This is a genomic window from Pseudomonas sp. PB105 (assembly GCF_009764655.1).
Classification (GTDB): Bacteria; Pseudomonadota; Gammaproteobacteria; order Pseudomonadales; family Pseudomonadaceae; genus Aquipseudomonas; species Aquipseudomonas cyclaminis.
Genome location: NZ_RWIO01000064.1, coordinates 37,972 through 63,838 on the forward strand (window position 1 = coordinate 37,972; position 25,867 = coordinate 63,838).

A 25,867-nucleotide genomic window follows, 5' to 3' on the forward strand; every position below is an offset into this window, starting at 1 on the left:
GAGAAATTTCCTATGTTGCATATCTTCTGTCCTCACTGTGGCGAACTGCGCTCCGAAGAGGAATTCCACGCCTCCGGCCAAGCGCACATCCCGCGCCCGCTGGACCCGAATGCCTGCACCGATGCGGAGTGGGGCGACTACATGTTCTTCCGCGATAACCCCCGTGGCTTGCACCACGAGCTGTGGATCCATGCCGCCGGTTGCCGTCAGTACTTCAACGCCACCCGCGACACCGTCACCTACGAAATTCTTGAAACCTACAAGATCGGTGAGAAGCCACAATTCACCGCCAAGGCCTCTGGAGAGAAGGTATGAGCCAGACCAATCGCCTGTCCAACGGTGGCCGGATCGACCGTAATAAAGTCCTGACGTTTACCTTTAACGGCCAGAGCTACAAAGGCTTTGAAGGCGACACCCTGGCCGCAGCCCTGCTGGCCAATGGCGTCGACATCATCGGCCGCAGCTTCAAATACTCGCGTCCTCGCGGCATCTTTGCTGCGGGCGCTGAAGAGCCAAACGCAGTGCTGCAGATCGGCGCCACCGAAGCCACGCAAATTCCCAACGTGCGCGCCACGCAACAGGCGTTGTACCAGGGCCTGGTCGCCACCAGCACCAACGGCTGGCCGAACGTCAACAATGACGTGATGGGCATTCTCGGCAAGGTTGGCGGCAAGCTGATGCCGCCGGGTTTCTACTACAAAACCTTCATGTACCCGCAATCGTTCTGGATGACCTACGAGAAGTACATCCGTAAGGCAGCAGGCCTTGGCCGCTCGCCAACCGAGAACGACCCGGACACCTACGACAACTTCAACCGTCACTGCGACGTGCTGATCGTGGGCGCAGGCCCTGCCGGCCTGGCCGCTGCACTGGCGGCTGCGCGCAGCGGTGCCCGCGTGATCATCGCCGATGAGCAGGAAGAGTTCGGCGGGTCCTTGCTGGACTCGCGTGAAAGCCTCGACGGAAAGCCGGCTGCTGAGTGGGTTGCCAGCGTCATCGCCGAATTGAAAGCCCTGCCGGACGTGGTGCTGCTGCCCCGCGCCACCGTCAACGGCTACCACGACCATAACTTCCTGACCATTCACGAGCGCCTGACCGATCACCTCGGTGACCGTGCGCCGATCGGCGTGGTGCGTCAGCGTATCCACCGTGTGCGCGCCAAGCGTGTCGTGCTGGCGACTGGCGCGTGCGAACGTCCGCTGGTGTACGGCAACAACGACGTGCCGGGCAACATGTTGGCCGGTGCGGTCTCGACTTACGTGCGTCGCTACGGCGTGGCGCCGGGCAAGAAACTGGTGCTGTCGACCAACAACGACCACGCCTACCGCGTCGCGCTGGACTGGCTCGACGCCGGCCTGCAAGTGGTTGCCGTGGCTGATGTGCGCCACAACCCACGTGGCGCGCTGGTGGAAGAAGCCCGCGCCAAAGGCATTCGTATCCTCACCGGCAGCGCTGTGGTCGAAGCCCGTGGCACCAAGCGCGTGACCGCTGCACGGATTGCCGCGATTGACGTCAAGGCACATAAAGTCAGCAGCCCTGGCGAGTGGCTGGACTGCGACCTGGTGGCCAGTTCCGGCGGCTACAGCCCGGTGGTTCACTTGGCCTCGCATTTGGGCGGCAAGCCGACCTGGCGTGAAGACATCCTCGGTTTTGTTCCGGGCGAAGCACCGCAGAAACGCGTGTGTGTCGGTGGCATCAACGGCGTCTACGGCCTCGGTGATTCCCTGGCGGACGGTTTTGAAGGCGGTGTTCGCGCGGCCAGCGAAGCCGGTTTCGCTCCGGTGGAAGGCACGCTGCCAAAAGCCCTGAGCCGTCTGGAAGAGCCAACCCTGGCGATCTACCAAGTGCCGCACGACAAACCTACCGCACGGGCGCCGAAGCAATTCGTCGACCTGCAAAACGACGTCACCGCTGCCGCCATCGAATTGGCCACCCGCGAAGGTTTCGAGTCGGTCGAGCACGTCAAACGCTACACCGCGCTGGGCTTCGGCACCGACCAGGGCAAGCTGGGTAACGTCAACGGCCTGGCCATCGCCGCCCGCTCGCTGAACGTGACCATCCCGCAGATGGGCACCACCATGTTCCGTCCCAACTACACGCCGGTGACTTTCGGCGCGGTGGCGGGCCGTCACTGTGGGCACATCTTTGAACCGGTGCGTTACACCGCGCTGCAAGCCTGGCATGTGAAAAACGGCGCTGAGTTTGAAGACGTCGGCCAGTGGAAACGCCCATGGTACTTCCCGCGTAACGGTGAAGACCTGCACGCCGCCGTCAAACGCGAATGCCTGGCCGTGCGCGACAGCGTCGGCCTGCTCGATGCGTCGACCCTCGGCAAGATCGACATTCAAGGCCCGGATGCCCGCGAGTTCCTCAACCGCATCTACAGCAACGCCTGGACCAAGCTCGACGTAGGCAAGGCGCGCTACGGCCTGATGTGCAAGGAAGACGGCATGGTCTTCGACGACGGCGTCACCGCCTGCATCGCCGACAACCACTTCCTGATGACCACCACCACCGGCGGTGCGGCTCGCGTTCTTCAGTGGCTGGAAATCTACCAACAGACCGAATGGCCGGACCTCAAGGTGTACTTCACCTCGGTTACCGACCACTGGGCAACCATGACCCTGTCCGGCCCCAACAGCCGCAAGCTGCTGAGCGAAGTGACCGACATCGACCTGGACAAGGACGGCTTCCCGTTCATGACCTGGAAAGAAGGCCTGGTGGGCGGTGTTCCAGCGCGGGTGTTCCGTATCTCGTTCACCGGTGAGCTGTCGTACGAAGTCAACGTGCAAGCCGACTACGCCATGGGCGTGCTGGAAAAAATCGTCGAGGCCGGCAAAAAGTACAACCTGACCCCGTACGGCACCGAAACCATGCACGTCCTGCGGGCCGAGAAGGGCTTCATCATCGTCGGCCAGGACACCGACGGCTCGATGACCCCGGACGACCTGAACATGGGCTGGTGCGTTGGCCGCACCAAACCGTTCTCGTGGATCGGCTGGCGCGGCATGAACCGTGAAGACTGCGTGCGCGAAGAGCGTAAGCAACTGGTGGGCTTGAAGCCGATCGACCCGACCGTGTGGCTGCCGGAAGGCGCGCAGTTGGTGTTCGATCCGAAGCAGACGATCCCGATGAAGATGGTCGGCCACGTCACCTCAAGTTATGCACACAACTCCCTGGGTTATTCGTTTGCCATGGGCGTGGTGAAGGGCGGCTTGAAGCGCATCGGTGAGCGGGTGTTCTCACCGCAGGCGGATGGCAGCGTGATCGAGGCGGAGATTGTGTCTTCGGTGTTCTTTGACCCTAAGGGTGATCGGCAGAACATCTGATAGACCGAGTTGCCCCCGATGAGGCCATCAGCCTCACAACAGAATTCAGAACAGGTGCTTTATGACAGCAGCCAATGTCTACCAACAACGCCCCACCAACGGCGCCAAGGCCGAATCCTCGCTGCACCACGCCGACCTCGCCAGCCTGGTCGGCAAGGGCCGCAAGAACGCCGGCGTGACCGTGCGTGAAAAGAAACTCCTCGGTCACCTGACCATTCGTGGCGACGGCCATGACGCGGCCTTCGCCGCCGGCGTGCACAAGGCCCTGGGCATCGAACTGCCCGGCGCCCTGCAAGTCATCATCAAAGGTGAAACCAGCCTGCAATGGCTCGGCCCGGATGAGTGGTTGCTGATCGTGCCGAGCGGTGAAGAATTCGCCGCCGAGCAAAACCTGCGTGCCGCGCTGGGCGATTTGCATATCCAGATCGTCAACGTCAGCGGCGGCCAGCAGATTCTTGAGCTGAGCGGCCCGAACGTGCGCGACGTGCTGATGAAGTCCACCAGCTACGACGTGCATCCCAACAACTTCCCGGTGGGCAAGGCAGTGGGCACGGTGTTCGCCAAGTCGCAACTGGTGATCCGCCACACGGCTGAAGACACTTGGGAACTGCTGATCCGTCGCAGCTTCTCGGATTACTGGTGGCTGTGGCTGCAGGACGCCTCTGCCGAATTCGGCCTGAGTGTTCAAGCCTGAGGAATGACCCATGAGCCGCGCTCCTGATACATGGATTTTGACTGCCGACTGCCCCAGCGTGCTCGGCACGGTGGACGCGGTCACCCGCTACCTGTTCGAGCAGGGTTGCTACGTCACCGAGCACCATTCGTTCGATGATCGCCTCTCGGGCCGGTTTTTTATTCGGGTGGAATTCCGCCAGCCCGACGGCTTCGACGAGCAGGGTTTCCGCGATGGCCTGGCCACTCGCGGTGAAGCCTTTGGCATGATCTTCGAGCTGACGGCGCCGAACTACCGGCCAAAAGTGGTGATCATGGTCTCCAAGGCCGATCACTGCCTCAACGACCTGTTGTACCGCCAGCGCATCGGCCAACTGTCGATGGACGTGGTCGCGGTGGTGTCCAACCACCCCGATCTGAAACCTTTGGCCGACTGGCATCAGATTCCCTACTACCATTTCCCCCTCGACCCCAACGACAAACCTTCCCAGGAGCGTCAAGTGTGGCAAGTGGTGGAAGATACCGGCGCCGAACTGGTGATCCTTGCGCGCTACATGCAAGTGCTGTCGCCGGAGCTGTGCCGCAAGCTGGATGGCAAGGCCATCAATATTCACCACTCGTTGTTGCCGGGGTTCAAGGGCGCCAAGCCTTACCACCAGGCGTACAACAAGGGCGTGAAACTGGTGGGCGCCACGGCGCATTACATCAATAACGATCTGGACGAAGGCCCAATCATCGCCCAAGGCGTGGAAGTGGTGGATCACAGCCACTATCCCGAGGATTTGATTGCCAAGGGGCGGGACATCGAAGGGCTGACATTGGCGCGGGCAGTGGGGTATCACATTGAGCGGCGGGTGTTCTTGAATGCCAATAGAACTGTGGTGCTCTGACTGACGCCATCGGGAGCAAGCCCCCTCCCACCTTTTGAATTGTGAATACCTTCAAATGTGGGAGGGGGCTTGCCCCGATGAGGCCCAACAAACAACACAAGAAACAGCATCTGTACCCGAGCATTTAACGCGCTGCCCCCAAGGGCAACGTAGTTCCATAAAAACAACAGCGAGGTGAAAGCATGTCTGGTAATCGTGGTGTCGTGTATCTCGGCAACGGCAAGGTCGAAGTACAGAAAATCGACTATCCCAAAATGCAGGACCCCCGTGGCAGGAAGATTGAGCACGGCGTCATCCTGCGCGTGGTTTCCACCAACATCTGCGGCTCCGACCAACACATGGTGCGCGGCCGCACCACTGCCCAGACCGGCCTGGTGCTCGGTCACGAGATCACTGGCGAAGTGATCGAAATGGGCAAAGGCGTCGAAAACCTGAAAATCGGCGACCTGGTCTCGGTACCGTTCAACGTCGCCTGCGGCCTGTGCCGCTCCTGCAAGGAGCAACACACCGGCGTATGCCTGAGCGTCAACCCGGCCCGTCCGGGCGGTGCCTACGGCTACGTCGACATGGGTGACTGGACCGGTGGTCAAGCCGAATACGTGCTGGTGCCGTACGCCGACTTCAACCTGCTGAAACTGCCGGACCGCGACAAGGCCATGGAAAAAATCCGCGACCTGACGTGCCTTTCCGACATTTTGCCGACCGGCTATCACGGCGCCGTGACCGCTGGCGTTGGCCCGGGCAGCTCCGTCTACATCGCCGGTGCCGGTCCCGTGGGCCTTGCGGCTGCCGCTTCCGCACGCTTGCTCGGTGCGGCCGTGGTGATCATCGGCGACGTCAACCCGATCCGTCTTGCCCACGCCAAGGCGCAGGGTTTTGAAATTGCCGACCTGTCCACCGACACACCGCTGCACGAGCAGATTGCCGCGCTGCTCGGCGAGCCCGAAGTGGACTGCGCCGTCGATGCCGTAGGCTTCGAAGCACGCGGCCACGGCCACGACGGCGTCAAGGCCGAAGCCCCGGCCACCGTACTCAACTCGCTGATGGGCGTGGTGCGTGTAGCGGGCAAGATCGGTATCCCTGGCCTGTACGTCACTGAAGATCCAGGCGCCGTCGACGCCGCCGCCAAAATGGGCAGCCTGAGCATTCGTTTTGGCCTGGGCTGGGCCAAGTCCCACAGCTTCCACACGGGTCAGACGCCGGTGATGAAGTACAACCGCCAGTTGATGCAGGCGATCATGTGGGACCGGATCAACATCGCCGAAATCGTTGGCGTGCAGGTGATCAGCCTGGATGACGCGCCGCGTGGGTACGGCGAGTTCGATGCGGGTGTGCCGAAGAAGTTTGTGATTGATCCGCATAAGTTGTTTAGTGCGGCGTAAACGTTAGATAAGGGCGACCCTCGGGTCGCCCTTGTTTTATACGATTTCAATCCACTATAAGCATCCCAGTGATGGCGATGCCTATAAGGGCGAGGCAAGTAACGAGTGTTGGTATGACCATCCAATACTTGAGGCGAGGTGGTATTTTCTCAACGTCCTCAACAAGTACCATCCCCCTCCATTGAAATATTTTGGGGATGAGAATAACGGTTGCCATAGCGAATACGCGTTGGGGTCTTCCTTCAAAATGCGCATGACGAAAGGTGTGCCTGCATCCGACTATAAAAGTGCTGTATTTCATATAGCGCTCAGCGGCATCAAGTTTTTTGTACATGGCAGAAAATATGATCGGGAAGCTCAATAACAAAAGGGCGAATGAGCCCACCGCAAAGTATTCTTGGTTCATTCAATTCTCCACAGCCTGATAGAGAATGTTACCCACCCATTCTCCACCCGTGCCTCCGAGCGTGCCAAACGCGAGTCCGCCCGCAGTACCGCCGACGATGGCGCAAACCAAAGCTCCGGCGCCAGCCGTTGGTATGCCAAAAACAATCGCGCAGGCGGCGATACCGACAAGAGGTCCAAGTGTTCCACCCGCAGATGCGCCGCCAACACTGCCCACCAACTTTGAGCCTTCAACATATTTCGCCCGTGTACATTCTTGCTCACGCCCGGTGGAACACGCCTCCGCTATCTCTATCGCCGTCGACCCCACATCCAGCGCAAGACCAATATAAGTGCCTTTCTTCAATATCTGCGACGCCCTGGCTACCCGCTTGATCGTCTCCTCGTACCCGCGAATCTCCCCGTAGTGCCAATAACTCTTACTGGAAATTCCCAGCATTTTTTTAATCGAACCTTCGTTTTTCAAGCCCGTCCCCAACCGTGCCAATCCTGAAAGTTGACCATCCAGCTTCGCAAACAAAGCCCTGCGCTTAACCAGAAATTCATTTCTCGCATTCACGGTACCGCTCCTCAGGAACTGCTTATGCAACTCATCGATTTCCTTGAGCGTCTGCTCGATCTGCGCCAGGTGCTTGCTCCAAGCACTGCTCACGCTACCGATGCCCAAAGACGCATGGGACATGATGGCCTGCAACTGATCGTAGTTTTTGATCAGAAATTGATCAGTGGCGGAGTGAGCCAATAAAGCATGTTTGATGTTAGCGGCTGATTGCATCAAGCGAGCTTCTTCAGCGGTACAAGCGGCGGTTCGGCTGTCCCCGATAATGACTAATTGCCCAGGCAGCACGACGGTGTTGCGAATGTGCTGGTTGAGGATGTCGAACTTGGTTTGGGTATTGGGGTTGAACGAGAGGCTCAGTTTGAGCAACGGATAAGGCTGCGGCCGTTCATTAATAAATGCATAGGCTCCCTGCATAACGTGTACCTCCAGGACTGTGGCGCACGACTATAAGAAGGCGCTACAAGCGAGGTAAGACGCATGCAGGGGCGGTTTTAACGTTTCGGAAATGGACTACTTAAGTCCAGGCGCATGCCTACGATCCCATCAGCTGATGAAGATCAAATGTGGGAGGGAGCTTGCTCCCGATGACGGTGGGTCAGCTACACATAGGCTGCCTGACACTCTGCCATCGGGGGCAAGCCCCCTCCCACACGGGTTTACGCTTTCAGCGGGTAGCCAGTGCGCCCTGGTACACCGTCGGGCCTGTCGGTTGCTTACTCAGCGACCCACCTTTGGTTTCCGCACTCACCATCAATTCCACCGGCTGGCTGATGCTCGCCTGCTGGCGCGGGTTCAAGCCGATGATGCCTTGGCCATCCTCCGGCAACAGCCCCAGCGAAACCGGCTGGCCACCTTCGGGCATGGCCCACAGCTCCAGGCTTTGGTCGGGTGCTGGGGCAGTGGCGGCGATGGGTTCGACTTCGAGGTAATCCTTATGCGCCCTGATTTGCGCAGCCGGTTGCTGGGTGGTGGTCACCAGGGTGGCGGCGGATTGGACGTTGTCTTGAGTGTAGAGTGCGCCGCCGAGGCCGCTGAGGAGGGCCACGCAGACGCCGATAAGCAGGCGGGGGCGGTTCCAGAATGGGGGCTTCTGTTCAATCACTGTGGGACGTGTCGCGCTCATTGAGATTTTCCTGACAGGGCTTTCACACTTGTCATTGACCCCGATGGGCGCGATGGGTTCCTGGCCCCGGTTCAGCTCACAGTGATGCCAATTGGCCTTGATACAGCACCGGCCCGGTTGGTTGACCGGTCGGCGAGCCGCCCCGAGGCTCCAGGCTCACGGCCAGGGTCAGCGGCGCTGTCAGCAGCGCTTGCTGTTCCTTGCTCAACTGGATTCGACCCTTGCCGGCAGCCGGCACCAGCCCCAGCGAGATGGGTTTGCCACCGGGCGGGATGACCCACAGCTCCAGGTCTCGCGTCGGCTCCACCGCAGCCAAGGCCAGCGGTTCGATTTGCAGGTGGTCGCTGAACGCCTGGATGTGCAGCGCCGGTTGCTGGTCGGCGGCGACCAGCGTGGCGTTGTATTCCACGGATGTGTCGCGCTGGTAAAGCAGGCCGACCAGCACCGCGAGCACGACCCCAAAGGCTGCCGCCAACAGGCGCAGGTTCATCCAGAACGGTTTCTGCGCCGGCACATGCAGCACTTGCGGCTCGATCCGCGCGTTGATGGCTGCCCATACATGCTCAGGCACCGGCCGCTCGGGCAGGCCGCCGGTCAGGCTGGCAAGCGTTTGCTGCCAATGACCCAGTTCGACGCGCAATGCGGCATCGTCCAGCAAGAGGGCATCAAAACGCCGACGGGCGGTGGCGGGCATCAGGCCGATGGCGTAGTCGGCGGCCAGGGCGCGGCGCAGGGCTGTGGTTTGGTAGTTCATGATTCGAGGCACCTGCGCAGGCGTTCCATGCCGCGGCGAATCCAGGATTTGACCGAGCCCAGCGGCGCGGCCAAGTGTTCGGCCAACTCCGAGCACGACAGGCCCTGGAAGTACGCCACCGTGATCGATTGACGCTGCATGCCGTCGAGGGTGTCGAGGCAGCGGTTGAGGGCGCGGGCGTCGCGTTCGCTGTCGAGCAGGTCGTGGGCGCTGGGGCTTTCGTCGAGCAAGGCGTCTTCTTGACCGTCGGCCAGGGGCTGTTCGCGGCGTTTACGCAGTTGGTCGATGGCCAGGTTGCGGGTGATGTTGATCATCCAGGTCATCGGCGCAGCCAAGTGGGCTTCGTAACGCGAGGCGTTGTACCAGATGCGTATGAAGGCTTCCTGCAGCACCTCTTCAGCCAGGTCCTGGCGGCCCATGAAGCGCATGGCCACGCCGTGCAGACGTGGCGATACAGTGCGATAGAGCGTTTCGAACGCTTGGCGATTGCCCAAGGCGCATTGGGCCAGCAGGGGCCGCAACGGGTCAGCATCGGTGAGGGTAATAGGGCTTCTCCAGGCTCTCTTTCGAGGGCGACGGGACTGCGCACGGTAGGCAGAGGTTAGTCCAGCTTGGGCATTCATTCCATCCTGCTCCGGGCGGGGTATGAAGCCTATACGTAGGGTAGGGCGATTCGGATGCGGGCATGGGAACAATCCTCCGGAATACCCAGTCAAACGCCTGCTTTCGCACCTATATCCAGAGGTTGTTTCAATGAAGATTTCACGCGGTTTCGCCCTTTCCTGTCTGATGACCCTGGCGGCAACCCCGGTGTTTGCCGCAGGCTTCAGCCTCGGCGACGCGGCCAATGCCATTTCCGGTATGCAGGGCGGCAGCAACAAAGCCGCTGCCGCCGCGCCGTCTTCCGAGACGGCCGGCCTGCTGAGCGCCCTGACCTCGCAACTCAATATCACCCCCGAACAAGCCATTGGCGGTACTGGCGCCATGCTGGGCCTGGCCAAGAACAAACTGAGCGGCAACGATTACTCGCAGTTGGGCAGCAGCGTGCCTGGCCTGGATCAGCTATCGGGCAACAATGCCCTGGGCAGCCTCGGTGCCTTGAGCGGGATGCTCGGCCAGACCGGCGGCAGCAAGACCAGCGGCCTGGACGGCCTGCTGGGTAATGTGAAGAGCACCAACGACCTCAACACCGCGTTCAGCGCGCTGGGCATGGACAGTGGCATGATCGGCCAATTCGCCCCGGTGATCCTGCAGTACCTGGGCGGCCAGGGTGCCAGCAGTTCCGTGCTGGGCAAGCTGGCCGAGGCCTGGGGCACCGGCAGCTAAGTCGATTCCGCGCGCAGTTGCCCGATGCGCGCGTCCTTCTCCTTCCAGAGCTGGTTGACCCAGTTCTGGACGGTCTGGCGAAACGCCGGATCGTTCTCGTAATCCCCCTGCCACAACGCCGGGTCCAGCTCACGGGTGCGGATATCAATGATCACCTTCGGCACTGCGCCGCTGATCAAGTCCCAGAACCCCGGAATCTTCTGCTGCGGATAGACCACCGTGACGTCGAGGATCGCGTCCAGTTGTTCACCCATCGCCGCCAGCACAAACGCCACGCCGCCCGCCTTGGGCTTGAGCAACCGCGTGAAGGGTGAACCCTGCTGCGTGCGCTTGGCCTCGGTGAACCGCGTACCTTCCAGGTAATTGACCACCGTCACCGGCTGGCGCTTGAACAGCTCGCAGGCCTCTTTGGTGATTTTAAGATCCTGCCCCGCCAGTTCCGGATGCTTAGCCAGGAATGCCTTGCTGTAGCGCTTCATGAACGGGTAATCCAGCGCCCACCAGGCGAGGCCCAGGAAGGGCACCCAGATCAGTTCTTTTTTCAGGAAGAACTTGAAGAACGGCGTACGCCGGTTAAGCGCCTGGATCAGCGCCGGAATATCCACCCAGGATTGGTGGTTGCTGATGACCAGATACGAGGTGTCACTGCGCAAGTCGTCGCCGCCGCGAATGTCCCATTGGGTGGGGATGCAGCGTGCGAAGATCAGTTTGTCGATCTCGGCCCAGGTCTCGGCGATCCACATCACCGCCCACGACATGTAGTCACGCGAGCGCCCCGGAGCCACCAGCTTGAGCAGGGCGAACACCAGCAAGGGGCCGATCAGGATCAGCGTATTGAGTAACAGCAGCAGGGTGACCAGACAGCCGGTGAGCAGGCGGCGCATAAGCAACTCTTGGGATCTTGTGGGCGGGCCATGATAAGAGAGCTGAGTCTAGAGGCCAAATCGCAAAACGCCTGACGAATGTTTCACAAGGCACCGGGTACGGTGGGAAGACTAACTAACAGTCACTCTTGCGGTCTAGAATCCGCCTACTTAATTCAAGGAAACCACCTACGTGAAATCTATCCTTGCCTTGCTTGCCCTCGTTGCGCTGCCCGTCATGGCCGCCGAGCCGACCCTTTACGGTCGCTACGAATACATCCAGTTGCCGGAGATCGGCGAAACCTTCAAGGCCAAGATGGACACCGGCGCGCTGACCGCCTCGCTGTCGGCCCGCGACATCGAAACCTTCACCCGTGATGGCGACGATTGGGTGCGCTTCCGCCTCGGCGGCAAGGACGCTTCCAACAAAGTCTACGAACACAAAGTCTCGCGCATCAGCAAGATCAAGAGCCGCGCCGACGAAGACGACGACAAGGACGAAGCCAGCGTGGCCAAGCGCCCGGTGATCGACCTGGAAATGTGCCTGGGCGACGTCAAGCGCACCGTCGAGGTCAACCTTACCGACCGCAGCAGCTTCAACTACCCGCTGCTGATCGGCGCCAAGGCCCTGCGTGAATTCGGCGCAGCGGTAAACCCGGCCCGTCGGTACACTGCCGACAAACCGGACTGCTGACAGACCCAAATGCCCCACATCCTGATTGTCGAAGACGAAGCGGCGATAGCCGACACGCTGATATTCGCCCTGCAAGGCGAGGGTTTCACCACCACCTGGCTGAGCCTCGGCCAGGAGGCGTTGGCCCATCAGCGCCAGAGCCCCGCCGACCTGATCATCCTCGACATCGGCCTGCCCGACATCAGCGGGTTTGAAACCTGCAAGCAATTGCGCCGTTTCACCGAAGTGCCGGTGATGTTCCTCAGCGCCCGCAATGGCGAAATCGACCGCGTGGTGGGGCTGGAAATCGGCGCGGACGATTATGTGGTCAAGCCGTTCAGCCCGCGGGAAGTGGCGGCGCGGGTCAAGGCGATCCTCAAGCGGGTCGGCCCTGGCGTTGCACCGCCAGTGTTCCAGGTGGATCTGGAACGCATGCAGATCCACTATCGCGGCCAGCCCCTGAACCTCACGCGCCATGAGTTCCGCCTGCTGCAAAGCCTGCTGGAGCAACCCGAGCGGGTGTTCAGCCGCGAGCAGTTGCTCGATGCGGTGGGTGTACCGGCGGATGCCGGCTACGAGCGCAATATCGACAGCCATATCAAAAGCCTGCGCAGCAAACTGCGTAGCGTGGCGGCGCAGGCCGAGCCGATCCAGACCCATCGCGGCCTGGGCTACAGCTACAGCCCGAGCAACAGCTGATGCGCCTGGGGCTGCGGATTTTCCTGGTGTACGCGCTGTTTATCGGCCTTACCGGTTACTTTGTGCTCAGCACCGTCATGAAGGAAATCCGCCCCGGCGTGCGCCAGTCCACCGAAGAAACCCTGGTGGACACCGCCAACCTGTTGGCCGAGATCCTGCGCGACGACGTGAAAAACCGCACCCTTGGCCAAAGCCACTGGCAGGAACTGCTCAAGGCCTACGGCAACCGCCAGCCGGGCGCGACCATCTGGGGCCTGCCGAAAAACCAGGTCAACCACCGCATCTACGTCACCGACGCCAAAGGCATCGTGTTGCTCGACTCCACGGGCCAGGCGGTGGGCCAGGACTACTCCAAATGGAACGATGTCTACCTCACCCTGCGCGGCGAATACGGCGCCCGTTCCACCCGCAGCGATGTGGATGACGCCACGTCATCGGTGATGCACGTGGGCGCGCCGATCCGCGACAACGGGCAGATCATCGGCGTGGTCACTGTGGCCAAACCCAATAGCTCATTGCAGCCTTATGTGGATCGCACCGAGCGGCGCCTGCTGTGGTACGGCGCCGGATTGGTCATCCTGGGCCTGCTGCTGGGCGCGCTGTTGTCGTGGTGGTTGAGCGTTGCGCTACGGCGGCTGACGGCCTATGCCGAGGCGGTCAGTGAAGGGCGGCGCGCCGAGTTGCCTCACTACCGTGGCGGCGAGTTGAAGCAGTTGTCCACCGCCGTGGAGCACATGCGCACGCAACTGGAGGGCAAGGCCTACGTCGAGCATTACGTGCACACCCTGACCCATGAATTGAAAAGCCCGCTGGCGGCGATTCGCGGTGCGGCGGAGCTGTTGCAGGGCGACATGACCCGCGAGCAGCAGCAGCGTTTTGTCGGCAATATCGACAGCGAAAGCGCACGCCTGCAACAGTTGATCGAGCGCCTGCTGAACCTGGCGCAAGTGGAGCAACGCCAGGGCCTGGAAGAGCAGGCAACTATCGCGCTGGCCGCCTTGGTCGACGAAGTGCTCAAGGCCCAATGTGCACGGATCGAAAGCGCCGGCTTGCGAGTGGAGCAGACGATCGCGGCGGATGTGAAGGTGTTCGGCGAGCCCTTTCTGCTGCGCCAGGCGCTGGGCAATCTGCTGGAGAACGCGTTGGATTTCACACCGCCGGGCGGCCTGTTGAAATTCGCGGCGCAGACGCACCACAACGCAGTGCAGGTGAGCCTGTTCAACCAGGCCGCACCGATTCCCGACTACGCCTTGCCGCGTCTGAGCGAGCGCTTTTATTCGCTGCCACGCCCGGCCAGCGGACGCAAAAGCACGGGCCTGGGTCTGAACTTTGTCGAGGAAGTGATGAAGCTCCACGGCGGCGCTTTGCAGATCGGTAACGTCCCCGGCGGCGTGCGCGTGGAACTGCATCTCCACACAGTCTCCACATTGCCCACATAAAACCCCCACACACGCGGCCCACTCTCCCTCCATCAAAACAGGGAGAGACCCATGAACCGCAGCCTGCTTTTCAAACTTGGCGCGATTGCGCTGCTGATCCTGCTGTTGCTGATTCCGTTGCTGATGATCAACGGCATCATCAGCGACCGCCAGCAACTGCGCGACGGCGTATTGATGGACATCGCCCGCAGTTCCAGCTACGCCCAGCGCCTCACCGGCCCGGTGATGGTGGTGCCGTATCGCAAAACCGTGCGCGAGTGGAAGCTCAATGAAAAGCTCAACAAGCGCTACGAAGAAACCCGTGAAGTGCGTGGTCGTTTGTACTTCCTGCCGGAGCGTTTTGAGCTCGATGGCAAGGTGCAGACCGAACTGCGCGCACGGGGCATTTACCAGGCGCGACTGTTCCATGCCGACAACCGCATCAGCGGGCGTTTTGTGCTGCCGGAGCAGTGGGGTATCACCGAGAACTATGCCGATTACCGTTTTGAACCGGCGTTTCTGGCGGTGGGCATCAGCGATATTCGCGGCATCGAAAACGCACTGAAACTGGAACTGGGCAGCCAGCGCCTGGAGTTCTCGCCGGGCAGCCAGGTGGGCTGGCTGGGCGAAGGTGTACACGTCGAACTGCCGGCGCAGGACAACAAGAAACCGGCCGCCATGGACTTCGCCTTTGACCTGCGCCTGCAAGGCACCGAACAACTGCAAGTGGTGCCGGTGGGCAAGACCAGCCAGGTGTCGCTGGCCTCCAATTGGCCGCACCCGAGCTTTATCGGCAACTTCCTGCCGGCTCAGCGCGAGGTTACCGACCAAGGCTTCACGGCCAACTGGCAGACCTCGTTTTTTTCCACCAACCTTGAAGAAGCCCTGCGCGGTTGCCTGTCCGAAAACAGCTGCGAGGACTTCAACAGCCGCAGCTTCGGCGTGAACTTCATCGACCCGGTGGACCAGTACCTCAAGAGCGACCGTGCGATCAAATACGCACTGCTGTTTATCGCCCTGACCTTTGCCGGCTTCTTCCTGTTCGAAGTGCTCAAGAGCCTGGCGGTGCACCCGATTCAATACGCCTTGGTGGGCGTGGCGTTGGCGTTCTTCTACCTGCTGCTGTTGTCGCTGTCCGAGCACTTGGGCTTTGCCCTGGCGTACCTGATCTCGGCGAGTGCCTGTGTGATGTTGATCGGCTTTTATGTGTGCCACGTGCTGCGCAGCGTCGTCCATGGCCTGGGGTTTTCGGCGGGGTTGGCGGCGTTGTATGGCTTGTTGTACGGACTGTTGAGCGCCGAGGATTACGCGCTGCTGATGGGGTCGTTGTTGCTGTTCGGCTTGCTGGGCACGGTGATGGTGCTGACGCGTAAGCTGGACTGGTATGGCGTGGGCAAGCGCAAGGAGGTTGAGCCGTTGGTGTTTGATCTGGAGGCAGTGCAATGATCGGGTTGCGCGAGGATCAGCAAATGAAGGCAACATTGGTGTCACGGATTGACCGGCTATTTTTTGTGGCGAGCGAGCTTGCTCCCGCTGGGGCGCGAAGCGGCCCAAAAGAAGGGGACTGCTGCGCAGTCCAGCGGGAGCAAGCTCCCTCGCCACGAAACCTCACATGGGTGGTTGGGTCTGCTGCATCGACGGCCGCTGGCTGACCTCGGCGTACCACGCAGCTAGCTTGGGATTATCCAACCGCCACTGCATGTCCGGATGGCGAAAGTCCAGATAACCCAAGGCGCAGGCCACGCTGATGGCGGCGATGTCGAAGTGGCTGGTCAGTTCGGCAATCGCGTCCTGCTCCAATTCGGCAAGCGCGCGACGGATCTTGTGGCGCTGCTCGTCGAGCCACGGGGTCCAGTGTTTTTCTACCGGGCGCAGGGTGGTTTCGTAGCGCACCAGCACGGCGGCATCCATGATGCCGTCGGCCATCGACGCCAGGGTCAGGCGGCGCCAGCGGGCCGAGCCATCACGGGGGATCAGCGGGTTGCCTACATGCTGGTAGTCCAGGTAATCGAGGATCACCCGGCTGTCGTGCAATACCGTGCCGTCCGCCAGGCGCAGGGCCGGGATTTTGCCCACGGGGTTGCCTTGCACCACCTGAGCATCCGGGTTGACCGGGGTCGGCATGCACCCTTGCAGGGCGACGCGATCTTGCTGGCCGGTTTCGATCAGCAGCACGCGGACTTTACGCACGAAGGGTGAAGCCGGGTTATGAAACAAGGTCATGCTGGGAGCGGACATGGGCATTCCTCTGAATAGGCTGGGGCTAGCCTAGAGGGTTGCGCGGTGGCTGGCGAGGGGGATTGTGGGGGTTTTTATGGGTCTCATCGGGGCAAGCCCCCTCCCACACTTGAACGTGTTCACAAATCAGAATGTGGGAGGGGGCTTTCCCCCCGATAAGGCCCTCAGTCGCGCCGCTTGAACAACCCCCAGGCACCTATGGCGGCAGGTATGCCCAGCCCGAGCCAACTCAACGAATCCCACAGCCCATCCCCCAGCAGCGCCGCAAACAACCCGGCGGCGCTGAGCAGGCCAATCCCCAGCGGAAGGCCAAACACCTTCCAGAAATTCGACTGACGCGGCTTCATGCCTTGCCTGCCTTGCGTCGCACGATCCACAGGTAAATCCCGCTGATCAGCACCACGATGGTCAACACATCCAGCACCGCCCACAGGATCTTCATCGGCATGCCGCCGTAATCACCGAAGTGCAGCGGCTGGGACATGCCCATGGCGTCCATGTACCACGGGCGTTCGGCGATGGCGGTGACGGCCAGGGTACTGGCGTCGATCAGCACCGGCGTGAGCAGGTGCGAGGTCAGGTGCGTACTGCCCTTCATGAACACCGCGTAATGGTGCTCGCTGGAAAAGCGCGTGCCGGGGAAGGCGATAAAGTCCGGCCGCATGCCGGGGGCGGCCTCGGCGGCGATGGTCAGCAGTTCCGTTGCAGGCGCACGCAGGGTCAGCGGCGGGGCATTTTTGTAGGGTTCGATCAAGGCGTTGAGGCTGTCCTGGCGCCAGGCGGCGATGATCAGGTCGGCGCAGGCGCTGATCACGCCGGTCACGCCCACCACCAGCGCCCAGGTCAGGGTGACCACGCCAATCAGGTTGTGCAGGTCGAGCCAGCGCAGGCGGGTGGATTTGTCCTGCCGCACGGTGGCGAACTTCAAGCGACGCATAAACGGCAGGTACAACACCGTGCCGGAAATGATCGCCAGCACAAACAGCACGCCCATGAACGCCAGCAGCAACTTGCCGGGCAACCCGGCGAACATATCCACATGCAGGCGCAGCAGGAACAGCGTGAAACCGCCATTGGCCGAGGGCATTTCCACCGCATCGCCGGTGCGCGCGTCGAGCATGAAGGTGTGGGACGAATTGGGCTCGGTGCCGGCGGTGGCGGCCATGATCGCGATCACGCCGTTCTGATCGTCCTCGTCCCAGGCCAGGTATTGCATGGCTTCGCCGGGTAGATGGGCCTCTGCTTTGGCGACAAGCTGCTCCAGGTTGAGCTGCGGCGTATCGGCAGGCATCTGTGCCAGCGTGGGCTCGTTGCCCAGCAGATGGTCGATCTCATGGTGAAACACCAGCGGCAGGCCAGTGAGGGCGAGCAGCAGGAGGAATACGGTGCAGATCAGGCTGGTCCAGGTGTGGAGGAAGGACCAGCGGCGGATGGTTTTGCTTTTCATCACGGCTCCAAAAGGCAAAAGGGCCGCGGTTCAGGCGGCCCTTCATCAGCGGTTTTTCACCGTCTTAGAATTTGTAGTTCACGCTGGCGACCACGTTACGCTGGTCACCGTAGTAGCAGTAGAAGCCGTCGCAGGTCGACAGGTAATCCTTGTTGAAGATGTTCTTGGCGTCGACTGCCACGGTCACACCTTTCATGGAGCTGTTTACGCGGCCCAGGTCGTAGTGCACCGAGGCGTCGTATACGGTGTAGGAGCCCACATGACCGAGGTCGGTGTTGGCGGCATTGCCGTAGGTGTCGCCGACGTAGCGCACGCCTGCACCCACACCGAATCCGTCCAGCATGCCGCTGCGCCAGGTGTAGTCGGCCCAGCCGGTGGCTTGGTTGCGAGGCAGCTGGTTCAGACGATTGCCTTTTTCTGCGGCAACACCTTCAGTGATTTCACTGTCGTTATAGGTATAGGAACCCACGAGCTTGAGGCTCTCGGTAACGTCGGCGCTGGCTTCCAATTCAAGTCCACGGACTCGTACCTCACCGACTTGGCGAGTGATGCTGCCTTCGGTGACCGAGGTGTTTTGTTGGGTCAGGTCGAACACCGCAGCGGTGAACAACGCTTTTGTGCCTGGCGGCTGGTATTTGACACCGGCTTCATATTGCTTGCCTTCGGTGGGCTTGAATGCCCCGGTGCTGCCCACTTGTGTACCCGAGCCGGCCTGGAATGATTCAGCGTAGGAGAGGTACGGGGTGATGCCGTTGTCGAAGACATAGCTCAGCGCTGCGTTACCGCTGAAATGCTTGTCACGCTGAGTATTGGTTGCGTCGTTGAGGTTATGGAACGTGGTGCCGGTATGGACCCAGTCTTCACGCCCGCCGAGCGTCAGGCGCCAGTTGTCGAGAGCCATTTGGTCTTGAAGATAGAGACCGGTCTGCTGGGTCTTCTGGTTGTAGTCGTACATGGTGAAGTAGGTGACTTTCGAGAAGTCCTGCCCATACACCGGACGGTTGAAGTTGATGGTCGGCACGCCCGCCGAGCCCCACAGCCAGCGCGCATCGCTGTCGGAGCGCTGGTGGTCGAGGCCCAGCAGCAGGGTGTGATTGATTGCACCAGTCTTGAAGTCAGCCTGGAAGTTGTTGTCGACGGCGAACTGGCCGATGTTTTCATCGACCTTGCCAGCTGAACGACTCACGTTGCCATCGGCATCAACCGCAACTTCAGGGCCATTCGGAAAGAACGCGCCACCGGCGGTAATGCCCTGGAAGGACAGGTCGTTCTTGGTGTAACGCAGGTTTTGATGGAACTGCCAGGTGTCGTTCAGGCGCGTCTCGAAGGCGTAACCCAGCGCGTAGTAAGTGCGGTCGTAGAATTCCCAGTCCGGATCACCCAGGTTTTTGTGGTGGGAAATCTTGCCGGCCGGTGAACTCAACTTGGTGCCTTGCAATGGCAGGAACTGCCCGGTGATACCCGTATCGTCGCGGGTGAACTGGGTCAGTAGCGTGAGCCTGGTGTCGTCGTTGATATTCCACGTCAGGCTGGGTGCGACGTTGTAGCGCTTGTCCGGGATGTGATCGACAGCGGTGTTGCTGTCGCGCACCACACCGCTGACGCGGTAGAGGAACTGGCCTTCATCGTCGACCTTGCCGGTGCTGTCGAAGTTGATCTGTTTGTGGTTATTGCTGCCGGCTTGAACTTCAATTTCATTCGAGCTTTGTGCCTGAGGGCGGCGGCTGACCATGTCCAGCAAACCGCCAGGCGGAGTCTGCCCATAGACCGAAGAGGCCGGGCCCCGCAGGACGGCAATGCGCTCAAGATTCCACGTGTCGATTTTCGGCGTGGCGTAGTTGCCTTTAGGCAGTGGCAGGCCATCAAGGAATTGCGTCGGAACAAAACCGCGTACCAGCAGCCAGTCACTGCGCGAGTCGGAGCCATAGCCGCTGCTCTGCACGCCAGCGGTGTACCGCAGGGCATCGTTAAGGTTGAGAACGGAGCGGTCTTCCATTTGCTGACGAGTGATCACCGTGACCGAGCGAGGCAGTTCGGCGATAGGCGTATCGGTCTTGGTGCCAGCCGCTGTGCGGGTGGCGACGTAACCCTCCACCGGCCCCCAAGCGCTTTCGCTATCGCCCTGCCCAATGATGCTGGTCTCCGGCAACGCCACAACCCCCTCGGGAATCGCCACCAAGGTAAACGTCCCAGCGCTGCTCTGCTCCAACTGCAACCCGGTGCCACGCAACGCTTCGCGCAGTGCGCCTTGCGCATCGAACTGGCCTTTGACCGGAGCCGAGGTCTTGCCCGCCGCCAGCGCCGGGTTGAGGGTCAGCGCGAGGCCGGCCTGGCTGGCGATCTGGTTCAGGGTCGTGGCCAGCGATGCGGCAGGCAGGTTGTAGGCACGCACGCTGGACGCCTGTTCGGCGGCGAACAGCGAGGTGCTGGCCAGCGGGGCGCTGAGGGCAATGGCCACGGCTAACAGGCTGGGGCGCAACAAGGTGTCTAGCGTGCGGGACATGGGCGGCTCCTGAATGGAAATATTTCTCAATTGCCTAGGTGCCGAACGAGAATCGAAAAGTGATAGGGCAGGGCGAAAATATTTTTTGTGGGGTGTTTGAGGACCTCATCGGGGGCAAGCCCCTCCCGCAAAAATGTGGGAGGGGGCTTGCCCCCGATAGCGATCGCCCAGCGACCACAGACCCTAAGGCTTACCCTTGACCGTCACCCACCACGGCGTGTGCTGCTCGATCCGCACCGGCAGGGTCGGCAGCAGGGCGTTGAGCGCCAGCGTGGTGTCGTGCAGCGGGAAGCTGCCGGTGATGCGCAGGTCAGCCACGTTTTTGTCCACGCCCAGGTAGCCGGTGCGGTAGCGGCTGAGCTCATCCACCACGTCGCCCAGGCGGGCGTTGTCGACCACCAGCATGCCGCGGGTCCAGGCGTCGGTGGCAGGAGTGACGGCCAGCAGTGGGCCGAGGCCGTCACTGCGCATCAGCACTTGCTGGCCTTCCTTGAAAATCTGTTCCTGGTGCAAGGCTTCCGGCTGCGCCGCGACTGCCGATTGCAAAACGCTCAATCGCGTGGCGCCTTCCTCGCGCTTGACGATAAACCGCGTGCCCAGCGCTCGCAGGCTGCCGTCGCGGGTTTGCACGTAGAACGGGCGCGCATCGTTGTGGCCGGTCTCGACGAGGATTTCGCCGTCCTGCAACACGATCAGCCGGCGTTTTTCATCAAAACGCACGTCGATGGCACTGTGGGTATTGAGGTTGATCCGGGTGCCGTCCGCCAGTTTCAGCGTGCGCTGTTCGCCGGTGGCGGTGCGCTGGTCGGCCAGCCAATAGTGGATCGGCACATAGCGCTCGCCGGCAAACAACGCCAGACCGCACACCAGCGCGATACTCGCCAGGCCAGTGCCGAGCTTGCGCACCCGCTGGCGAATGCCTTCGCGCGACTGCAGCAACGCCGCCCGCGCCGGGCCCGAGGCCACGCCGAAGCGTTGGTCGAGCATGCCCAGTTGGCGCCAGGCGCGAGCGTGTTCTTCATGGCTGGCCAGCCATTTGCTGAACTCTTCGCGTTCCACGGCGCTGCCGTCGCCGGAGTCCAGGGACAACTGCCAGGCAATCGCCGCATCCAGCACACGGGCCGACACCGGCTTGGCGCTGATCGCACTCACGTCGGCTCGCCATACAGCGCGATATAGCACTGGCGAATGCCCTGGGCCAGGTACTGGCGCACACGAGGCACCGACACGCCGAGGCGTTGGGCGATCTCTGCGTGACCCAGGCCGTCGAGACGGTTATAGAGGAAGGCGGCGCGGGCCTTGCTCGACAGCTTGCCGAGCAGGCGGTCGATGGCCTTGAGGTCTTCGAGGATCAGTTGCTGTTCTTCCGGGGACGGGTGTTCGCTTTCCGGGATCAGCATCAATTCGGTGAGATAGGCCTGTTCCAGGGCGGCGCGACGGAAGTAGTCGAACAACAAGCCTTTGGCGATCGCCACCAGAAATGCCCGAGGCTCGCGGGGTTCGCGCAACTCGTCACGGCCCAGCAGGCGCATGAAAGTATCCTGGCTCAGGTCTTCGGCGCGGCTCGGGCAGGCCACATTGCGCCGCAGCCAGGCCAGCAGCCAGCCACGATGGTCGCGATACAACGCGCCAACAAGCTCACTGTGTGGGGTCTGGGCCGACGACAAGGCATCACCGAATAAACAAGGGGTTTAAACTAACGAGAATTATTCGCGATTGTGTCAGAGGCGTGGGGTGGGCGCAATTGGCGTCCGTCGGGTTGAAGGCTTAATGACATCTAATGGATGAGCGTTGCCTGGTAAGACGCACTCTGTGTGGCGGGCGGGATTCTGTGGTGAGCGGGCTTGCCCGCGCTGGGCTGCGAAGCGGCCCCCATCCAAGCCCCGCGTTTTTTCAGTCATAACCCATTGGCAGGTTTTGGGGCTGCTTCGCAGCCCAGCGCGGGGCAAGCCCGCTCACCACAATAAAAGCCCACTCAACACAATAGAAGCGCGGTCATCCAAACGTTATTTATTCGCGTGGTTAGAAAGAGGGCGCTTGTTTGCGGCGTTTCCATTGGCTCAGGCGCGTTTGCAACGCGTAGGTTGTGTCGATGTGCTGCTGTCGCGCACGGCTGAACAGAATCAGCATCAGTTCCGCCGTGGCCAGGGCATCGGCGCTGGCGTGATGGCGTTCGCCCACGTGCAGCTGGAAATGGTTGATCCAGTCATCCAGCCCGGCTTCGCGGATATGCGCCTCGGGGCACAGCAGCGGGGCGATGTCGGCCACATCCAGAAACGGGTGCGCCAAGCGATAACCCAGGCTGTCCTTGAGTGCGCGGCCCAGCATGTGCTGGTCGAAGGGCGCATGGAAAGCCAGCAATGGGCTGTCGCCGACGAATGCCATGAAGTCCAGCAGCGCTTCTACCGGATCACTGCCGGCGGCGATGGCGCTGGGGCCGAGGCCGTGGATCAACACGCTGGGGCTGAGTTTTGTTTCTGCGCGTTGCAGGGTGCGCTCGAACAGCTGGGAGAAATCCACCGCGCCGTCTTCAATCACCACTGCGCCGATGGACAGTACCTGATCACGGTTGAGGTTCAGGCCGCTGGTTTCCAGGTCCACCACCACCCAGCGTTGGGCGCGCAATGGGGTGTCGCCCAGCGGCACCGGCTTGGACAGTTGCTCCAGGCGCCGTTGTTGCGCGGCATCGAGTCCGGGCTTTTTCGTACGTAGCCAGTCGAACCAACTCACAGTTGGTACCGCAACGTCAGGCTGCTTTGCAGACGCTGGGCCTGGCGCAGGGATTCACGCAGGATGCGGCGGTCGAGGTGGTTGAGGCTGTCGGGGTCGACGCGATTGGAATACGGCTGGTTCTCGCGGGTCTGCAACTGGTGCTGCTGCATGCGGGTTTGCTGAATAAAGTGGTACGCCTCTTCATACGCGGCGCCGTCCAGCGGCTCGATGACCTCCTTGGCCACCAACTGACGCAGGCGCTCCAGGGTGTTGTTGGCGTGAATACCATTGGCCAGCGCCAGCAGGCGCGCTCCATCGACGAATGGCGTGAGCCCCTGCACTTTGAGGTCGAGTGTGGCCTTTTCACCGCTTTTGCGTGTCAGCACGAATTCACGGAAACGTCCTACAGGTGGCCGTTGGCGCAAGGCATTCTCTGCAAGCATGCGTTGAAACAGCCGGTTATCCGCCACCTGATCCAGAACGCTTTGGCGCAAGTGCTCGCAACCCTGTTCATCGCCCCACACCACCCGCAGATCAAAATAGATGCTCGAACCCAACAGGTTTTCCGGCGTCGCCTCACGAATAAACGCCGCAAACCGCCGCGCCCATTCCGCCCGCGACAGGCACAGCTCGGGGTTGCCGGCCATGATGTTGCCTTTGCACAGGCTGAACCCGCACAGCGCCAGGCTCTGGTTGATCTGCTGCGCCAGGGGCAGCAACCGACCGCGAATCTCGGCGGCTTCCACCGCGTCCCTGGCCTCGAACAGAATGCCGTTGTCCTGGTCGGTGTACAGCGTTTGCTCGCGACGGCCTTCGCTGCCGAAACACAACCAACTGAAGGGCACGCCGGGGTCGCCTTTTTCGGCGAGGGTCAGCTCGATCACCCGGCACACGGTGTGATCGTTGAGCAGGGTAATAATGTGAGTGATCTGGGTGGACGACGCGCCATGGGCGAGCATCCGCTCGACCAACTGGCCGATCTCCCCGCGAATCGCCACCAGATTCTCCACCCTGGGCGCATTGCGGATGGTGCGGGCCAGGTGCACCAGGTCGACCCGTTGCAGGGAAAACAGGTCGCGCTCGGACACCACGCCACACAGGCGCTGGTCCTTGACCAGGCACACATGGGCGATATGCCGCTCGGTCATGGCGATTGCCGCGTCGAAAGCGCTGTGGTCCGGGGTCAGGAAGAACGGCGCCTGGGTCATATAACTGTCGATGGCCTGGCTGAAATTACTGGTGCCGTCGGCCACCACATGGCGCAGATCGCGCAGGGTAAAAATCCCCAGAGGCGCCTGGTGCGCGTCGACAATCACAATGCTGCCCACTTGTTGCTCGTGCATCAGTGTCACCGCTTCGCGCAGCGGCGTGTCCGGGCTGCACATCACCGGGTGGCGCATGGCCAATTCGCCCAGGCGGGTGTTCAACGAATATTGAGTGCCGAGGGTTTCCACGGCTTTTTGCTGCACCTGTTGGTTGACCTGATCCAACAGGCTGCTGACGCCACGCAGGGCAAAGTCGCGAAACGGGCTGGAGAGGGCGAACAGCTTGATAAAGGCCGGTTTGTTCAGTTGCAGGCAGAAGGTGTCTTCGGCGGCTTTATGCTCAGTGCGCGTGGCCCGTTCGCCCAGCAGCGCGGCGAGGGGGAAGCACTCGCCGGTGGTGATTTCAAAGGTGGTTTCTGCCGACTCCGGCCGCTCGCCCACGACGCGGCCTTGCTTGACGATGTAGAAGTGCTCCACCGGCCCGCCCGATGGCTTGAGAATGCTCTCGCCGGGGCCGAAGAAGCGTAATTGACACTGTTCAACCAAAAACGCCAGGTGCGCATTTTCCATTTGATTGAATGGCGGGAAACGTTGCAGGAATTGCAGGGTGCCGTGGATGTTCTGCAACACGGCGGTTTTACCCGCCTGCGTGAAAGCATCAGCTTTACTCATAACAGTGACCGCAGTTTTTTTGTCGTTATCGTCCCTCATGGTCGGCTCCTACGCGGTGGGTGCCCATTGGACGTAAGTCTAGGTCGATACAAACGGCACACACCTAGGGAAAAACCTTACATGAATATCGTCCAAACCCCGTAGAACACCCACTAGGCAAACTTTCCGACGAAGTGCACATTGATCGCCCTTCCGCAGATGTCTGACGAGTGTGCTGGGGGATTGATGAAAACTGCTGAGAACCGTATGTCCGACCACGATATTTTGAGTGATGCCGAGCGCGAGGCGCTGAGCGCCGTGATGCTGGAGCCTGATTTACCGCCACAACGCGTGTTGATCGTCGACGACGACAAGGACGCACGCGAACTGCTGGCGGAAATCCTGGGGCTGGACGGTATTCGCTGCATGACGGCCGAGAGTGGTGAGGCTGCGTGGGATTTATTGAAATCCAGCAGTTCCATCGGTTTGCTGATCACCGACCTGCGCATGGCACCGAGCAATGGCCTGGAGCTGATCCGACAAGTGCGTGAATCCACGCGGGCGGCGCTGCCGATCATCATCATGTCGGGGGATGCGGAGGCGCCGGACGTGATTGATGCCATGCATTTGAGCGTGGTGGATTTTTTGCTCAAGCCGATTGATAGCGTGAAGTTGGCGAAGCTGGTGAAGCGGGAGTTGGGGATGGCTTCCTGAGCGTGTCGGTAGCTGTGCCGGCCTCATCGGGGGCCAGTCGAATCGTCGCACCGCCCCTCCCACATTTTTGACCGCAGCGCAGTTCAAGTGTGGGAGGGGGCTTGCCCCCGATGAGCATAGGTATCTACACAACTTCCTGTGGATGCTGAATCTATAGCAACTGGGCTGTTGTGGTGAGCGGGCTTGTCCCGCGCTGGGCTGCGAAGCAGCCCCATCAAAGCCACCGCGTTTTTTCAGAAAA

25 protein-coding genes are annotated in these 25,867 nt (G+C 61.2%); 11 read left to right on the top strand and 14 right to left on the bottom strand.

What is annotated here, in order from left to right; translation table 11 throughout:
• The first annotated feature begins 12 nt into the window (after positions 1–12).
• From EJD88_RS17065 to fdhA, 5 genes are all read left to right on the top strand, one after another.
• A complete protein-coding gene (locus tag EJD88_RS17065) occupies positions 13–315 on the top strand; it encodes a sarcosine oxidase subunit delta (RefSeq protein ID WP_065885450.1) in 303 nt (100 codons plus the stop codon).
• Entirely contained in the window at positions 312–3,329 is a 3,018-nt protein-coding gene (locus EJD88_RS17070) for a sarcosine oxidase subunit alpha (protein WP_158878551.1), read from the top strand. Before EJD88_RS17065 ends, EJD88_RS17070 begins: the two co-directional genes overlap by 4 nt.
• A gap of 61 nt (positions 3,330–3,390) precedes the next feature.
• Positions 3,391–4,023, top strand: a complete 633-nt coding sequence (locus EJD88_RS17075) for a sarcosine oxidase subunit gamma (protein ID WP_112192612.1) — start codon at positions 3,391–3,393, stop codon at positions 4,021–4,023.
• Between the two features lie 10 nt (positions 4,024–4,033).
• A complete protein-coding gene (gene purU / locus EJD88_RS17080; RefSeq protein ID WP_016977808.1) occupies positions 4,034–4,891 on the top strand; it encodes a formyltetrahydrofolate deformylase in 858 nt (285 codons plus the stop codon).
• Positions 4,892–5,073: 182 nt separating this feature from the next.
• Entirely contained in the window at positions 5,074–6,273 is a 1,200-nt protein-coding gene (fdhA, locus tag EJD88_RS17085) for a formaldehyde dehydrogenase, glutathione-independent (RefSeq protein WP_099585732.1), read from the top strand.
• Positions 6,274–6,319: 46 nt separating this feature from the next.
• Here fdhA and EJD88_RS17090 read toward each other — a convergent pair whose 3' ends face one another.
• From EJD88_RS17090 to EJD88_RS17110, 5 genes are all read right to left on the bottom strand, one after another.
• The gene (locus EJD88_RS17090) at positions 6,320–6,679 is read right to left on the bottom strand and encodes a hypothetical protein (RefSeq protein ID WP_158878552.1); all 360 of its coding nucleotides are present in this window, start codon (positions 6,677–6,679) and stop codon (positions 6,320–6,322) included.
• A complete protein-coding gene (locus EJD88_RS17095; RefSeq protein ID WP_158878553.1) occupies positions 6,680–7,654 on the bottom strand; it encodes a hypothetical protein in 975 nt (324 codons plus the stop codon).
• Between the two features lie 250 nt (positions 7,655–7,904).
• A complete protein-coding gene (locus EJD88_RS17100) occupies positions 7,905–8,363 on the bottom strand; it encodes an anti-sigma factor domain-containing protein (protein WP_099585729.1) in 459 nt (152 codons plus the stop codon).
• 76 nt (positions 8,364–8,439) lie between these two features.
• Complete coding sequence (locus tag EJD88_RS17105) at positions 8,440–9,117, bottom strand: anti-sigma factor domain-containing protein (protein WP_112192608.1); 678 nt, start codon at positions 9,115–9,117, stop codon at positions 8,440–8,442.
• Positions 9,114–9,740 carry a sigma-70 family RNA polymerase sigma factor gene (locus EJD88_RS17110; RefSeq protein ID WP_158878554.1) on the bottom strand — a complete coding sequence of 209 codons (627 nt, stop codon included), beginning with the start codon at positions 9,738–9,740 and terminating at the stop codon, positions 9,114–9,116. The genes EJD88_RS17105 and EJD88_RS17110 overlap by 4 nt, the downstream gene beginning before the upstream one ends.
• 130 nt (positions 9,741–9,870) lie before the next feature.
• Here EJD88_RS17110 and EJD88_RS17115 point away from each other — a divergent pair, with 130 nt between their 5' ends.
• On the top strand, positions 9,871–10,443 hold the full coding sequence (locus tag EJD88_RS17115) for a DUF2780 domain-containing protein (RefSeq protein ID WP_158878555.1): 573 nt from the start codon (positions 9,871–9,873) through the stop codon (positions 10,441–10,443).
• Here the strand turns inward: EJD88_RS17115 and EJD88_RS17120 are convergent.
• Complete coding sequence (locus tag EJD88_RS17120; RefSeq protein ID WP_158878556.1) at positions 10,440–11,327, bottom strand: acyltransferase; 888 nt, start codon at positions 11,325–11,327, stop codon at positions 10,440–10,442. The genes EJD88_RS17115 and EJD88_RS17120 overlap by 4 nt on opposite strands.
• Before the next feature lie 172 nt (positions 11,328–11,499).
• Here EJD88_RS17120 and EJD88_RS17125 point away from each other — a divergent pair, with 172 nt between their 5' ends.
• The 4 genes from EJD88_RS17125 to creD are packed head-to-tail and all read left to right on the top strand — an operon-like array spanning position 11,500 to position 15,542.
• Entirely contained in the window at positions 11,500–12,000 is a 501-nt protein-coding gene (locus tag EJD88_RS17125) for an ATP-dependent zinc protease (protein WP_099585724.1), read from the top strand.
• 9 nt (positions 12,001–12,009) lie between these two features.
• Positions 12,010–12,678: a two-component system response regulator CreB gene (gene creB / locus EJD88_RS17130; protein WP_158878557.1), complete on the top strand. Its 669-nt coding sequence runs from the start codon at positions 12,010–12,012 to the stop codon at positions 12,676–12,678.
• The gene (gene creC / locus EJD88_RS17135) at positions 12,678–14,117 is read left to right on the top strand and encodes a two-component system sensor histidine kinase CreC (protein ID WP_158878558.1); all 1,440 of its coding nucleotides are present in this window, start codon (positions 12,678–12,680) and stop codon (positions 14,115–14,117) included. The genes creB and creC overlap by 1 nt, the downstream gene beginning before the upstream one ends.
• A gap of 51 nt (positions 14,118–14,168) precedes the next feature.
• Positions 14,169–15,542: a cell envelope integrity protein CreD gene (gene creD / locus EJD88_RS17140; RefSeq protein ID WP_099585721.1), complete on the top strand. Its 1,374-nt coding sequence runs from the start codon at positions 14,169–14,171 to the stop codon at positions 15,540–15,542.
• Between the two features lie 162 nt (positions 15,543–15,704).
• On the opposite strand, the gene EJD88_RS17145 is transcribed toward creD, so the two are convergent.
• From EJD88_RS17145 to EJD88_RS17180, 8 genes are all read right to left on the bottom strand, one after another.
• A complete protein-coding gene (locus EJD88_RS17145; RefSeq protein ID WP_099585720.1) occupies positions 15,705–16,334 on the bottom strand; it encodes a glutathione S-transferase in 630 nt (209 codons plus the stop codon).
• A gap of 164 nt (positions 16,335–16,498) precedes the next feature.
• On the bottom strand, positions 16,499–16,681 hold the full coding sequence (locus EJD88_RS17150; RefSeq protein ID WP_112192604.1) for a hypothetical protein: 183 nt from the start codon (positions 16,679–16,681) through the stop codon (positions 16,499–16,501).
• Complete coding sequence (locus EJD88_RS17155; protein ID WP_158878559.1) at positions 16,678–17,781, bottom strand: PepSY domain-containing protein; 1,104 nt, start codon at positions 17,779–17,781, stop codon at positions 16,678–16,680. The genes EJD88_RS17150 and EJD88_RS17155 overlap by 4 nt, the downstream gene beginning before the upstream one ends.
• A 64-nt stretch (positions 17,782–17,845) precedes the next feature.
• Positions 17,846–20,284, bottom strand: coding sequence for a TonB-dependent siderophore receptor (locus EJD88_RS17160; protein ID WP_112192602.1), 2,439 nt, complete (start codon positions 20,282–20,284; stop codon positions 17,846–17,848).
• A 183-nt stretch (positions 20,285–20,467) separates the two neighbouring features.
• Positions 20,468–21,436 carry a FecR domain-containing protein gene (locus EJD88_RS17165; protein ID WP_112192601.1) on the bottom strand — a complete coding sequence of 323 codons (969 nt, stop codon included), beginning with the start codon at positions 21,434–21,436 and terminating at the stop codon, positions 20,468–20,470.
• On the bottom strand, positions 21,433–21,951 hold the full coding sequence (locus EJD88_RS17170; protein WP_112192600.1) for an RNA polymerase sigma factor: 519 nt from the start codon (positions 21,949–21,951) through the stop codon (positions 21,433–21,435). The genes EJD88_RS17165 and EJD88_RS17170 overlap by 4 nt, the downstream gene beginning before the upstream one ends.
• A gap of 355 nt (positions 21,952–22,306) precedes the next feature.
• Positions 22,307–23,014: a PolC-type DNA polymerase III gene (locus EJD88_RS17175; protein WP_158878560.1), complete on the bottom strand. Its 708-nt coding sequence runs from the start codon at positions 23,012–23,014 to the stop codon at positions 22,307–22,309.
• Positions 23,011–24,933, bottom strand: a complete 1,923-nt coding sequence (locus EJD88_RS17180; protein WP_178117329.1) for a putative nucleotidyltransferase substrate binding domain-containing protein — start codon at positions 24,931–24,933, stop codon at positions 23,011–23,013. The genes EJD88_RS17175 and EJD88_RS17180 overlap by 4 nt, the downstream gene beginning before the upstream one ends.
• Positions 24,934–25,179: 246 nt before the next feature.
• Between EJD88_RS17180 and EJD88_RS17185 the strand changes: the two genes are divergently transcribed.
• Positions 25,180–25,626, top strand: coding sequence for a response regulator (locus EJD88_RS17185; protein WP_158878562.1), 447 nt, complete (start codon positions 25,180–25,182; stop codon positions 25,624–25,626).
• Positions 25,627–25,867: the final 241 nt, after the last annotated feature.

Excerpts from the sequence above, each read along its gene's own strand:
- EJD88_RS17120 (WP_158878556.1), bottom strand. The coding sequence starts at position 11,327 with ATGCGCCGCCTGCTCACCGGCTGTCTGGTCACCCTGCTGCTGTTACTC.
- EJD88_RS17110 (WP_158878554.1), bottom strand. The coding sequence starts at position 9,740 with ATGAATGCCCAAGCTGGACTAACCTCTGCCTACCGTGCGCAGTCCCGT.
- creD (WP_099585721.1), top strand. The coding sequence starts at position 14,169 with ATGAACCGCAGCCTGCTTTTCAAACTTGGCGCGATTGCGCTGCTGATC.
- EJD88_RS17065 (WP_065885450.1), top strand. The coding sequence starts at position 13 with ATGTTGCATATCTTCTGTCCTCACTGTGGCGAACTGCGCTCCGAAGAG.
- EJD88_RS17115 (WP_158878555.1), top strand. The coding sequence starts at position 9,871 with ATGAAGATTTCACGCGGTTTCGCCCTTTCCTGTCTGATGACCCTGGCG.
- EJD88_RS17095 (WP_158878553.1), bottom strand. The coding sequence starts at position 7,654 with ATGCAGGGAGCCTATGCATTTATTAATGAACGGCCGCAGCCTTATCCG.
- fdhA (WP_099585732.1), top strand. The coding sequence starts at position 5,074 with ATGTCTGGTAATCGTGGTGTCGTGTATCTCGGCAACGGCAAGGTCGAA.
- EJD88_RS17180 (WP_178117329.1), bottom strand. The coding sequence starts at position 24,933 with ATGAGTAAAGCTGATGCTTTCACGCAGGCGGGTAAAACCGCCGTGTTG.
- EJD88_RS17160 (WP_112192602.1), bottom strand. The coding sequence starts at position 20,284 with ATGTCCCGCACGCTAGACACCTTGTTGCGCCCCAGCCTGTTAGCCGTG.
- creC (WP_158878558.1), top strand. The coding sequence starts at position 12,678 with ATGCGCCTGGGGCTGCGGATTTTCCTGGTGTACGCGCTGTTTATCGGC.
- EJD88_RS17100 (WP_099585729.1), bottom strand. The coding sequence starts at position 8,363 with ATGAGCGCGACACGTCCCACAGTGATTGAACAGAAGCCCCCATTCTGG.
- purU (WP_016977808.1), top strand. The coding sequence starts at position 4,034 with ATGAGCCGCGCTCCTGATACATGGATTTTGACTGCCGACTGCCCCAGC.
- EJD88_RS17070 (WP_158878551.1), top strand. The coding sequence starts at position 312 with ATGAGCCAGACCAATCGCCTGTCCAACGGTGGCCGGATCGACCGTAAT.
- EJD88_RS17075 (WP_112192612.1), top strand. The coding sequence starts at position 3,391 with ATGACAGCAGCCAATGTCTACCAACAACGCCCCACCAACGGCGCCAAG.
- EJD88_RS17185 (WP_158878562.1), top strand. The coding sequence starts at position 25,180 with ATGTCCGACCACGATATTTTGAGTGATGCCGAGCGCGAGGCGCTGAGC.
- EJD88_RS17105 (WP_112192608.1), bottom strand. The coding sequence starts at position 9,117 with ATGAACTACCAAACCACAGCCCTGCGCCGCGCCCTGGCCGCCGACTAC.
- EJD88_RS17090 (WP_158878552.1), bottom strand. The coding sequence starts at position 6,679 with ATGAACCAAGAATACTTTGCGGTGGGCTCATTCGCCCTTTTGTTATTG.
- EJD88_RS17150 (WP_112192604.1), bottom strand. The coding sequence starts at position 16,681 with ATGAAGCCGCGTCAGTCGAATTTCTGGAAGGTGTTTGGCCTTCCGCTG.
- EJD88_RS17155 (WP_158878559.1), bottom strand. The coding sequence starts at position 17,781 with ATGAAAAGCAAAACCATCCGCCGCTGGTCCTTCCTCCACACCTGGACC.
- EJD88_RS17145 (WP_099585720.1), bottom strand. The coding sequence starts at position 16,334 with ATGTCCGCTCCCAGCATGACCTTGTTTCATAACCCGGCTTCACCCTTC.
- creB (WP_158878557.1), top strand. The coding sequence starts at position 12,010 with ATGCCCCACATCCTGATTGTCGAAGACGAAGCGGCGATAGCCGACACG.